Below are 12,515 nucleotides of genomic sequence, written 5' to 3'. Positions count from 1 at the left end.
GGAAGAACTCACGAAAGAAGCGTAAGAGTTATTGCTTTTCGAAGGAGTGGAATCTGCATAATGCAATCTCTTACTTCATTGGATTCAGCTACAATTTTTGTTGGATAGTGCGAACATTACGAATAAAAGACATAGAGGAATGCTGGCAGAAGCGAACTTCGGCCATGGCTGCTGGACTAACTGACCATCTTTGGAGTATAGAGAAATGGTTTACCTATCCAGTTAGAGGAGATTAGCTATTTTCAGACACCACCAAAATTTCCTACAAAAGTTTCTTGACAACCATTACCTGTTTATGATATAATAGAATCAGTCGTAACTATTCAGCCACTAAATCACTAAGATACGAAAAAAGGGATTCGGGATTCGTGGTTCGGGAAAGTATAGGACGCAGATAAACGCAGATTTTCAGGATTTTTAAATATACATCCTGATAATCTGCGAAAATCTGCGTCCCATAACCTATTTTCAGGGGAAACGGACATGAGCCAGGGCTCACAAAGGGCAATGAAAATGGGAGAAGGACAACCCCCTAACCCCCTTTGTTAAGGAGGAAATAAACTTGCTTTTCATTGGTTACCTGGTCTATAGTCTAGGGTCTGTAGTCTATTTTCAGGAGAGAGGAAGATAATGGGTACAAGGCTTATAATTATAGGGATTATATTAGGATTAATTACCTGCGGGGTGGTATTATTTTATTTCAAGACTTTAGAAAAAAAACCGCCGGTGGTTAAAGAAGAACCTGTTCCAGAGCCGAAAAAGGTCGGCGTAGTTTTTGCTGTAGGTGAAATTCCTGCTCAGACGGTGATTGATACCGGCATGGTGACATTGAAGGAATTAGAACCTGAAACTGTGTCAAAAGAGGCAATTACTTCTTTAACGAGTGTGGTGGGCGGTATTGCAAAGGTTAACATCCATCCTAACTCGCCAGTTTTATCCTCACAAATTTACTTTGGGGTTGGCAGGCTGGCGTATATTGTGCCACCCGAAAGAAGAGCCATTACTTTGCTGATTGACAATCCGGGCGCTATTTCTTATTTAATCACACCAGGAGATAGGGTAGATGTTATTGGCACATTTGAATCAGATTTTGCCGGAAAATTAGTGAGTAAGACCATTGTCCAATCAGCCATAGTTTTAGCTACGGGTCAACAATTTATACCTAAGAAAGTTACGGCGGAGGAAAAACCACCCCTTGCTTTTGATACCGTGACTTTAGCCGTTTATCCACGCGAGGCAGAAGAATTAGCTTTAGGCGCAGATAAAGCCTCAAAACTTAGACTCTCGCTTAGACATCCAACTTCTAAATCATTGGTCTGGACCGATGGGGCAACACCACCGGAAGTAATTGACTTACCACCAGAAAAACCAAAAGATACTATTGTTATCAAAACAGGCACTCCAACACCAACAATTGAGGTAGAATCAAAACTAATTAAACAGATAGATGTTTATAAAGGGACTAAAAAAGAAACCGCGGTCTTAGAGTGGAGATAATATTAATTCGTAACCCTTCAGGCAATACATCAATTCTATACCTCTTTAATCTAAGACAACATAAAGTCTTTCAAAGGATGAAGTAACTATTCAGCATACCAAGCAAGTAGGAAGTAGGAAAGTAGGAAGTAGGAAGAGGGGAAAATACTTCATACTATACTCAACAACGGCATAAATTAAGATTTTGTAAGTGCTCAGTGTGTAATAAAGGGAAAATGGAAAATTGGGGAAAAGGGTAAAAGTGATTTCCTTTTTTCTTTTCCCATTTTCCCCTGTTTTTCCCCTTTTCCCTTATAACTTCTCATTCATTTTCTTTCCCTTTCCTACTTCCCTACTCTCCTACTTTCCTACAGGGTGAATAGTTACAGGATGAAAAAGAAATAAAATATGATAATTTTTTCCCCAGGACCGGCTAATATTTCAGAAAGGGTGAGAAAATCTCTAACCCTACCAGATATATGCCATCGTGATAGTGAGGCATCTCAGATTCTATCAGATATTCGCCAACTTCTTCTCCAGGTTGGCAAGGCTAAAAATGGGTATAAGAGTGTAGTTTTAACTGGCTCTGGAACATTAGCCATAGATAGTGTTATAGCCTCTCTAACAGATAATATCAAAAATCTATTAATCATCTCTAATGGCGTTTATGGAGAAAGAGCAAGAAATATTGCTATAACTTATAAAGTTAATTTTCAAGAGATAAATTTTGGTTGGGGGAATCTACCGGATTTAACAGTCATAGAAGAAAGGTTGAAAACGACCAATGTCGATGCCATTTATATTGTTCATCATGAAACTTCAACCGGACTTTTAAATCCCCTAAAAGAAATCTCCTGTTTAGCTCAGAAATATGAGACACTCCTATTAGTTGATGCGATTAGTAGTATTGGTGGCGAGGAAATAGATTTGAATCAGTTAACCATAGATGTGCTTATGGGCTCGGGGCATAAATGTATAAGAGGGGTTCCGGGGGCGGCTTTTGTGATTGTAAGCGAAAGATTTATTGAAAAAATTAAAAAAGGCGGCAAAAAAGCATCTTATAATGACCTTTTAACTCATCTTGAATCCGAAGAAAACCTCGAGGAGACACCTTTTACGCCTGCGGTTCAGGTTTTTTATGCCTTTAAAACGGCACTGTTAGAACTGTTAGAAGAAGGGGTAGAAAATAGAATTGCTCATTATAAACACATCGCTGAATTATTAAGAAAGGGATTAAAAGAAATAGGTCTAAAATTTTTCCTTAACGAAAGCCTTTTCTCTAATACAATGACCTCAGTTTATCTACCAGCAGGCTTTTCCTTTGAAAAACTTCATCATCTTTTAAAATTAAAAGGATTTGTCATTTACAATAGCCAGGGACATCTAAAAGGTAAAGTTTTTAGAATAGGCACCGTAGGGTTAATTTCAACAGATGATATAAAAAATTTTATAGAAGAATTAAGGAAAATTTGTTGTCACCCTGCAGAAGTGTAAGAAAACCGTTGAGGGAAATGGTATAAGGTAACCATAAAGTAAATCTATATTTTTAGAATGTATAATTAAAACCACCTGCGAGGGCAAGTCCACCTAATTTCATATCCCAGTTAGATACTTTTTTAGTATAAGAATATTTTGCCTCTAAGGTTACAGAAAATCTCCTGGAGAGGAAATAATTCGTCCCCATTAAGGTATGAAAACCAAAGATATTCTTTGATTCATCCTTTCCTAAAATTATTTCTGAGGCGACAACTTTATCTTCAATAGCAGATATAGTCGTATTATCTATCTTCTTCTTTGCCATATACCAACTGGGGCCACCGCCAAAATAAAATAAAGATTTTCTTATACCCCGGATTGGAATATTGTATATCACTGTGACAATTACAGGGATAATTCTCATCGTCGTCTCCCCGGTTACTACTTTAATCTCTGCCATTGGGTAGTTATCTTGAAACTCCTTCACTATTTCGTCTATCTTCCGTGTCATTTCCTCTATCTTCCTTACATCTCCACTCTTATCCCAATAATCAAGGGCAATTCCTATGGATAAATTTGGAGGGATATTATATTTTGCCCCTCCCGAGAAAATTATTCCTTTTCCGTATATATCCTTTATTTTATCATCAGTAGGGATAAAATAGCCTGTTTCACCCATTAAGGTTATCTTTTTTAACTGTGGTTTTTCAGACTCGATTGATAAGAAATGGAGGGTTACTATTTTCTTTTCTGGGGCAGTGTCCTTCTCCCTTACAGCCAAAAATGGAAGGGTTACTACTTCTGTTTCCTCCTGGGCAAAAATATCAACAGGAGATTGAAATGAAACAATTAAGAAGAGAATAATCAAATGATACAACTTCTTTGATAGCATAGAGACTCTCAAACTTTTAAATCTAAATTTTCATTACCACCATTCAGGTTTGTTTCCCCAATAGTTCTCTGCGAATTTCATCTTACTCCCCTCATTTTATAATAACAACTTCACAATTTAGTGTTTGTGGTCCAATCTTAGTGGTAGTTAATTTAGCGATAGGAATAGGTTTTCCAAGTTCCTCCGTAGATAAGGTAACCATTAGTGGTTCAATAGTCTGACCTTCCTCAGGGATGAATTTAAACTCTACTTTTTTACCTTTAACACCACAGACATATGCAGTAATTGGCACTGGCATTCCTGTTTGAGTAACTGGTGGCATAGAAAGGTTATATCCCCAGGAAGGAACATCTGAACTAATTGAAGGAGCATCCGGTTTTGTCACTTTAACCTTACATATCCCCTCTGGACCTATCACATCTAAGGGTATATCAGTACCTACTACTTTAATTTCATCCATTCTTGCGGCAATTATGTCTATTGGGTATTCTCCATTAGTCTCTGGCTTAACTATAGAAACTATATTCTCTCCTGGCTTAGTAATATCAAAGATATCTTCTCCAGTTATTGTTTCATCAATATTACCATTTGTAACCTCAATTTCTCCGTCAGTTGGTATAATTTTATCTTTTGGAGGAGTGGTGGTAACCTCTGTTTTTTCCTTTGGTGAGAGAATCTTTATGATTCTATCTACTCCTGTTATTATTCCTCCAACAATTACTATTCCTTTAGGGATATCCAGAATAGTCCAACCATCACGCTCTTTTACCTTTACACCTGGTACATCTTCTGAGGTAAGTTCTTTACCATCAACAGCAGTAAATTTGATACTTGTAATCTTACCCGTATACTTTGTATTAATTGCTGTCTCTCCCTCCAAAGCAGTGAATGGAATACTGCAAACGCTTTTTTCTTCTTCAAAGGGTGGCAGAGCAACACATGTAGGCACAGGGCATTTGTTTTTAGCACATTCCCATATCTTTCCACAGTCCTGGCATTGCCATTTTTGACATGGTAATCCTCGTCCCTTACCGTATCCTTTACAGTTTCTATTAGGGCATGTGTTCTTAGCACATTCCCATATCTCTCCACAATCCTGACATTGCCATTTTTGACATGGTAATCCTCGTCCCTTACCGTATCCTTTACAGTTTCTATTAGGGCATGTGTTCTTAGCACATTCCCATATCTCTCCACAATCCTGACATTGCCATTTTTGACATGGTAATCCTCGTCCCTTACCGTATCCTTTACAGTTTCTATTAGGGCATGTGTTCTTAGCACATTCCCATATCTCTCCACAATCCTGACATTGCCATTTTTGACATGGTAATCCTCGTCCCTTACCGTATCCTTTACAGTTTCTATTAGGGCATGTGTTTTTAGCACATTCCCATATCTTTCCACAGTCCTGACATTGCCATTTTTGACATGGTAATCCACTTCCACCATAGGATAGACTTACTGTCAAGAGCATAAATAATGAAACTACCATTATTGTGATGCCCATTGTCAATACCTTACTCATTTTTTTATTCCTCCTTTTAGTTTTAGAACGCTCTCGGATAAAATTTAGCGTTGATTTTATTAGTCTTTTCAAGCAGGTAACTTTTCTTCACCCCGTTTTGGGGTAAAGAGATTAAAGTTAAAAGGCTCGTTTGGTTTAGGGGTTAGGAAGTTAGTGTTTTCCCCTTGAAATTTGTCCAAGTAACCAACTATCACCAACTTTCTAACCCAACTTCTATACCTGCTTCCTAACCTTTTTATCCGAGAACCTTCTATTGTTGTAATAATTATACATTAAACTATTTATTTTGTCAACATTTTTTTTAATTGATAGGAAATTTTTTTTATATCTTTGGCATCTTTTATCACCCAAAATTCTTCTCAACCCGCACCATAACTAAAAACCATTTGCAACACTCTCGCTTTTTGGGGCTTTTGGACTGTTCATTCATTTTTGCATCTTCTAAGAATACTTTAGCAGAAATTCTATTATATCCTAACTTTCGCATTTTGAAGAAACAGAGGTAGGAATATCAAGTAACCACTATATTCTCACTCTCTGGTCAATGAAAAATTACACTTTACAAAATCACTTTATTATGTTAAATTTATCTTGCTATGACTTTAAAGTCTAAACTTAAATCTTTACCTCAAGAACCTGGTGTATATCTGTTTAAGGATAAGGCTGGTAAGATAATTTATGTTGGTAAAGCCACCTGTCTCTCGAAGCGGGTCAGGTCATATTTCCAGAAAAAAAGACCTGCCTTGCCCAAAGATTTAATTCTCAGAGCTAAAATTGCGGATTTTGATTATATCGTGGCTAATTCTGAAGTAGAGGCGTTGATATTAGAAAATAATTTGATTAAAACATATAAACCAGGATATAATGTTACTTTCAAAGACGATAAAACCTATCCGCTCCTTAAAATTACAACACAGGAAGAGTTCCCGGGAATTTTCACCACAAGGAGAGCTTCGGATGATGGGGCAAAATATTTTGGTCCCTATACTCATAGCGGTAATCTGCGTCAAACATTAAAATTAATCCAGGAAATATTCCAGATTAGAACTTGTAAATATAAACTTAATGCCGGTAAAAAACTGCAAAGACCCTGCCTTAATTTTGATATTAAAAGATGTCTTGCACCCTGTTGTGGAAATGTTAGCAAAGAAGATTATCAAAAGATGGTTGAGCAGGTATGCCTGTTTTTAAATGGTCGGGTTGAAGAATTAATCAATGAACTAAAAATAAAGATGAAGAATGAGGCACAGGCGTTACGGTTTGAGAAATCGGCTATAATTCGTGACCAAATCTTTGCCCTGAAAAATGTAATGACCAGGCAACAGGTTGTCTCTCTATCACAGGTTGACCAGGATATCATTGGTATTGCCGAATTGAGTGAACCCAAACAAATATGTGCCGTTGTTTTCTTAATCAGGGCTGGAAGATTGATTGGAGATGAACATTACTTCCTGAAAATAGACTTAACAGAATCCGTAGGCGAAATACTAACTGCTTTTCTCAAACAATATTATTCACGAAAGACATTTATCCCAAAAGAATTAATTTTGCCTGGTAGAATAGAAGAAGAAAATACCATTAAGGAATGGCTGAATGAAAAAAAAGGGGCAAAGGTTAAAATTTCTGTTCCAAAACGGGGCGAAAAAAAATATCTCATTGACCTGGCGACAAAAAATGCGGCTGTAAATCTTTTATCTCAAAAAGCAGAAGAAAATATAAAAATACTTATCTTGCTCCAGAATTATCTCCATCTACCTATATTACCAAAGCGGATTGAGGCATTTGATATATCTTGTTTAACGGGTAAGGATGCCGTAGGTTCTTTAGTTGTCTTTGAAGAGGCACAGCCCAAAAAAAGTGAATATCGAAGATTTAAAATTAAAGGAGCGGATTTAGCTGGCGATGTCGCGATGTTAGAAGAAGTAATCAGACGAAGATATACCCGCGTCTTGAATGAGAAGAAACCGCTTCCGGATTTAATATTAGTTGATGGCGGCAGACAGCAATTAAATATAGCCTTTAAAGTATTATCTTCCTTAGGCATTTCAAATATACCATTAATAAGTCTTGCCAAACCTCAGAAAAAAGGAGAAAGGGAGAAGATATTTACGCATTCTTCCTGTCTGATTCCACCTCCGGATTCTAATGTCTTACATTTAATTCAACAAATTCGTAACTCTGCACATAGATTTGCAATCGCTTATCATCATCAAATTAAACGAAAAAGTGCCGTCCGTGCACAATTAAGGTAACTATTTAGGTAATTATTCAGCCACAGATGGACACGGATGAAACACTGAAAATTCGCGACCTGTGCGATTAGACTAATTCATCGCAGAGACGCAAAGGAAAAATAAATGTAAAATAGAAAATGAAAAATGGGAAATTTTAGTCCTTCGCAAGACTCATTACCTTTCAGTTATACATTTTCATTGGACATTTCTCATTTTACATTATCCATTTTACATTTAACCGCACAGGTGGAAAATTTGTGAATCGTGTCCGGTATCCGTGTCCGTAATTAGGCTAAAGGCTAAAGGGTTTTTCTCCTTCTGACTTTTATCTTCTATCCTTCTTGATTCTCTGCCCGTGTAGGAAATTTCCACCCCATATTTTATTCAGCCACAGATTAACACGGATAAAACACAGAATTATATCTTCTGTTATTCCTTCATCTTTTAAACCCATTTTTATATCCGTGTTCCATCTGTGTATATCAATGGCTCTTTTTTATAAGTCTAACGATAGAGCTCAGCCGCCGAGCAAAGCGAGGTCGTCTGCAGCGATGGGTTAGGCTTTTTTAATTTCCTGTTCAAATTGCTTAAACTTCTCACGACATTTTTTCAATGATAATCTGCGTAGTTTTTTCACTCGCTCAGCAAGGTATTCAAGTTCTTGTTTTGTTATTTTATAATTCTTGCTGTATCTTGCATCAACATAGGCTTTCTTGAGGAGTTCAAACAATCTCTTTTCTTCACCTTCTTTTCTTGGAAAGATCTTACAAAAATCCTGGTCAATCTTCTCTATCCGCTTGGTCAGTTTCTCTAAATCACGGGTTCTGGGTTTGTAGGAGGTAAGAACAAGGGAAGTGCCAGTGTATAGAAATTCGGTGGTCTGATGGAGGTGGAAGGCAGCTATGTTCCATTTTTTTCGTGAAACACCAATTTCATAAAATTCAAAGTAGTCTTTTGCTTTTGGAAACCAAAGATCAAAATCCTCCTCTGCCAGCTTCTTCTTTATTCCAGGAGTAAGCTTTCTTGCCCTGGCTAATTGGAACCTCTTTGAGTCATAGAGGAGAATGCCTTCTTTTTTGATGTCAGCATAGAAGTATCTGCCAACCGACAGTTGTTCATTGACATGCTCAATATCCTCAATGATTAAGCTTACAGGGGTAGGGATTTTACGGCTGATCTGATTCTCTACCTTTCCCCAGATCTTAAAATCCTCAGGCTTTTTCTCATCCTTTACGATCACCATAATGTCAAAGTCAGACTCATAGCTGGTAAAGTGCCCCTCTTCTCTATCATAGCGAAAGTCAGAGTCAACAAAGTCTCCCCTGGCATAGCTGCCAAAAAGAATAATCATCTCCACCTTGGTGGCATGAGAGATAAGCTTGGTAATAGTCTCCAATTCCCTTTGTTTTCTGAAAGGAAGATGATCTAAAGTTGTTTTCATGATAATCCTTAATAATTCAGTAGCCTAACGATAAAGTTCAGGTGCGGCGGGAAGAATTACCACAAAAGTTTGATAGCAAGATAAAACTTTGAGAGACCACAAAACTTTGACCACGGCACAGTCCCCCGCCGTCAACTGCAACGAATTGTTAGGCATATACTAATCGACCTTTAGGTTGTGGAATTAATCGCCCTAACGATAGAGCTCACCTGCTGCGAGGGGGGAATTACCACTAAACTTTCATAAGCAAGATAGAACTCTGGTAAACTACAAAACTATCTCAATCACGCCACAGCCCCTCGCAGTCAGGTGCAGCGAAGGGTTAGAATTTCTCTTTTATATCCTCACACAGAGCCTCAAAGCACACAAAGATTTATTCTTTTTATTCAATTCATTTGTGACTTTGTGTGATTATTTTTTTTATTCTAACGATAGAGCTCACCTGCAGCAGGGAGAATTACCACTAAACTTTCATAAGCAAGATAAAATTCTGGTAAACTACAAAACTATCTCAATCACGTCCAGCCCCTGCTATCAGGTGCAGTGAATAGTTATGTTTTTTCATTCTTTGGATTATTTATCTTTTGATACAATAATTTGTACATTATCTTTATTTAGCTCTTCTCTTATTTCTTTAGCTATAGCAAGTTTTTTGCGTAATTCTTCCTCACTAATGGCTCCTTGTATCTCCACTTCAAAGTCTTTATGCTTTATTTTGATTCTTCGTGATGCTCGCTCATCAAGCCAAAGTTTAATTCCCTTTATTGTTGTTGTTGTAATTCCTATAGTAGCTGAAATTAATGCAGTAAGAATTGTAATATTATCTGGAGTAAATAGGTCTCCTATTGAGGCAGTTGATGCCATCCTTGGCTTTGACGGTGCATAAAGCTGAACATCACTAAGCAGATTCTTAATTTTCTTATTAAGATGGTCAGGTAATTCTTTGGATTTATTAACTATTCTTTTATGCTCGTCAAAATTAAGTCGTAGATCCCTTTCAGAAAGAATCTTTACAGCTAACTCCGTCGTATTTGTTGGGAGTACTTTGTAATGAAAAACTACCATTTCAAGGATAATTTTAAAATAAACTGGTATATGTTCATCAGAGAATCTATTTAACAGTAAAACAACTTCATTTTCTTTGACACTACTTATATTGCCATATTTTACAAGCCACCATAGCAATTCCATCTTCCATTGGTTGTATTTTTTATTACCCCAGATAGTTTCATCTGAAATAATCTGGCTAAAACCATCATTATTCAAGTTATCTCTTGTTATCCTTTCGGTGTCAATTTTTTGTTGCATGAATTATTCCTTGATAGAAACATAACGATAGAGCTCACCTGCTGCGGGGCGGATTACCACCAAACTTTGTAAACAAGATAAAATCTTGAGATACCACAAAACTTTAATTACGGCACAGCCCCTCGCAGTCAGGTGCAGCGAAGGGTTAGATGTTTTTGCTTCGATAAGCAGAAATAACGGAATCAAGTGAACCTCCACCACTTTGCGAAGCGAATCTGTATGCTGCTTGCCAAAACTGTCGACTCCCTTCAGGGATGTTCTTATGTCTTCGTTCTATCGCTGCTATTGTAATCATGTTTTTCTCGCGATTCACATAAGTAATATGAAAATGGTCGCTATCCGCATTTATTCTCATATTATGCGATTCATTGGAAGATAGCCTTTCTAAATTTATAAACCCTCTATGAGAAAATAACTCTGGATCGCATCTGGATACGAAATAAAGAAGGTCTTCCAAATGATAAGTAATATCAGATCCTCTGAACCTATAAATAGTATCCATCTCTCCGCCTCCCAAAATCATTGCATCCCGCCACTCATCCCTAGATTCCTCATGAAAGTCTTTACCGTCGCACTCGAACGCAACTTTCTTGCCATTTGCAGTTGAGGCAACAAAATCAAGACGAAATCGGCCGCAAATGGTGTTAATTTCCACTTGCGCTTCAAAAGTTATGTCATCTGCCAAATACTTCACGAGGTTATAGGCAAACTTATCTTCTATTGGACTCTCATATGGTGGAGAATAATACGCCATTTGTGCCCCCCTTTTCTCAAACATCTAACGATTGAGCTCACCTGCTGCGAGGGGGAATTACCACTAAACTTGTAAGCAAGATAAAAGCTTGAGATACCACAAAACTCTAATTACGGCACAGCCCCTCGCAGTCAGGTGCAGCGAAGGGTTAGAATTTCTCTTTTATATCCTCACACAGAACCTCAAAGCACACAAAGATTTATTGTTTTTATTCAATTCCATTGTGACTTTGTGCCTTTGTGTGATTATTTTTTTATTCTAACGATAGAGCTCACCTGCTGCGGGGAGGATTACCACCAAACTTTGTAAACAAGATAAAAGCTTGAGATACCACAAAACTCTAATTACGGCACAGCCCCCCGCAGTCAGGTGCAGCGACTGGTTAGAATTTTTCTTTTATATCCTCACACAGAGCCTCAAAGTACACAAAGATTTATTGTTTTTATTCAATTCCATTGTGACTTTGTGCCTTTGTGTGATTATTTTTTTATTCTAACATTAGATTATACTGCCTATTAGCAGTTTTATATTACTGCATTATAAGTTAGGCTATTTACAGAGTAGCATAAATAAAATATTCTGTCAAGAAAAATTTTAATATCAAAATTAGAAAATACTGAAAAATACCATCCTAAGTATTATCCTGCCTATTAGCGGTTTTTATTTTACTGCATTATAAATTTTTTTTCTTGCAATTATCTGATAAATAGTGTATTATAGTTAAAATGCATGTAATATTGAAACCGAAAAATGCTGAAAGGAGGTCTAACGGGGTGAATCTTCTTGAGCAGACCAGTGAAGTGATGTGTAAAAAGCACTATTCTATTCGTACTGAGCAGAGTTATATTGAATGGATAAAACGATTTGTACTTTTCCATAACAAAAAGCATCCAAAATATATGGGAGAGAAGGAAATCTCGCAGTATCTTTCTTACCTGGCAACTAAACAGAATGTTTCTGCAAGTACACAAAATCAAGCTCTTAATGCTATTGTAGCTGGTAGGCTGGAGGGCAACGCCTCCAACCCCCAATCGTCGCCAAATTTGTTAGATAACATAACAAATTCTTTTAAACCATACGTCTTTCTCGTAGTTAGCGACCCCGTATAGTTGCTCTATGGTAGAGAGAAGTTTCTATTTATACACAAGCACATACCTTAAGGAATTCTGAATACCTTGTCCCTTAATGAATGCCACTTATGCATCTCTTTAAACTTTCCTTCTGGATAGTCTCCGAATTGTCCATTTATCAACCGTGTTTCCCCAGTTTACCCCTTCTGATACTTCTGATACGGCAGAGGTTACCGCTTTTGTTCAGATTATCAGTAGTTATACCTGAAGAGCGTATTAAATGGACATCTTTGACTACCTCCTATACGGTTATGTTCCTTCATCCTGATTTTCTCA

The 12,515-nt window shown here is 37.2% G+C and carries 10 protein-coding genes; 5 read left to right on the top strand and 5 right to left on the bottom strand.

The features are described from left to right. The 3 genes from AB1422_11200 to AB1422_11190 form a co-directional block, all read left to right on the top strand. Positions 1-236: hypothetical protein (locus AB1422_11200; protein MEW6619882.1), on the top strand; the 236-nt coding region annotated here is incomplete at its 5' end. A 394-nt stretch (positions 237-630) separates the two neighbouring features. Continuing rightward, positions 631-1,497: a Flp pilus assembly protein CpaB gene (cpaB, locus tag AB1422_11195; GenBank protein MEW6619881.1), complete on the top strand. Its 867-nt coding sequence runs from the start codon at positions 631-633 to the stop codon at positions 1,495-1,497. A gap of 387 nt (positions 1,498-1,884) precedes the next feature. After that, on the top strand, positions 1,885-2,970 hold the full coding sequence (locus tag AB1422_11190; GenBank protein MEW6619880.1) for an alanine--glyoxylate aminotransferase family protein: 1,086 nt from the start codon (positions 1,885-1,887) through the stop codon (positions 2,968-2,970). A 52-nt stretch (positions 2,971-3,022) separates the two neighbouring features. On the opposite strand, the gene AB1422_11185 is transcribed toward AB1422_11190, so the two are convergent. Together AB1422_11185 and AB1422_11180 are read right to left on the bottom strand one after the other, a co-directional pair. Next, a complete protein-coding gene (locus AB1422_11185; protein MEW6619879.1) occupies positions 3,023-3,844 on the bottom strand; it encodes a hypothetical protein in 822 nt (273 codons plus the stop codon). Positions 3,845-3,935: 91 nt separating this feature from the next. Further along, positions 3,936-5,372: a hypothetical protein gene (locus AB1422_11180; protein ID MEW6619878.1), complete on the bottom strand. Its 1,437-nt coding sequence runs from the start codon at positions 5,370-5,372 to the stop codon at positions 3,936-3,938. A gap of 596 nt (positions 5,373-5,968) precedes the next feature. Here AB1422_11180 and uvrC point away from each other — a divergent pair. After that, positions 5,969-7,624 (top strand): excinuclease ABC subunit UvrC, encoded by a 1,656-nt coding sequence (gene uvrC / locus AB1422_11175; protein ID MEW6619877.1) that lies wholly within the window; start codon positions 5,969-5,971, stop codon positions 7,622-7,624. A 538-nt stretch (positions 7,625-8,162) separates the two neighbouring features. On the opposite strand, the gene AB1422_11170 is transcribed toward uvrC, so the two are convergent. The 3 genes from AB1422_11170 to AB1422_11160 all read right to left on the bottom strand — a co-directional run bounded on the left by AB1422_11170 (position 8,163) and on the right by AB1422_11160 (position 11,109). Continuing rightward, the gene (locus AB1422_11170) at positions 8,163-9,047 is read right to left on the bottom strand and encodes a HEPN domain-containing protein (GenBank protein ID MEW6619876.1); all 885 of its coding nucleotides are present in this window, start codon (positions 9,045-9,047) and stop codon (positions 8,163-8,165) included. Between the two features lie 573 nt (positions 9,048-9,620). Next, a complete protein-coding gene (locus AB1422_11165; GenBank protein ID MEW6619875.1) occupies positions 9,621-10,355 on the bottom strand; it encodes a hypothetical protein in 735 nt (244 codons plus the stop codon). 145 nt (positions 10,356-10,500) lie between these two features. Beyond that, on the bottom strand, positions 10,501-11,109 hold the full coding sequence (locus AB1422_11160; protein MEW6619874.1) for a hypothetical protein: 609 nt from the start codon (positions 11,107-11,109) through the stop codon (positions 10,501-10,503). A 773-nt stretch (positions 11,110-11,882) separates the two neighbouring features. On the opposite strand from AB1422_11160, the gene AB1422_11155 reads away from it, so the two are divergent. Beyond that, positions 11,883-12,218, top strand: a complete 336-nt coding sequence (locus tag AB1422_11155) for a phage integrase N-terminal SAM-like domain-containing protein (GenBank protein MEW6619873.1) — start codon at positions 11,883-11,885, stop codon at positions 12,216-12,218. The last annotated feature ends 297 nt before the right edge of the window (positions 12,219-12,515 follow it).

It is taken from the genome of bacterium, from assembly GCA_040757115.1.
Lineage (GTDB): Bacteria > UBA9089 > CG2-30-40-21 > CG2-30-40-21 > SBAY01 > JBFLXS01.
Note: the sequence above shows the minus strand (reverse complement) of the source record. Positions and strands in the feature narration are given on the sequence as shown.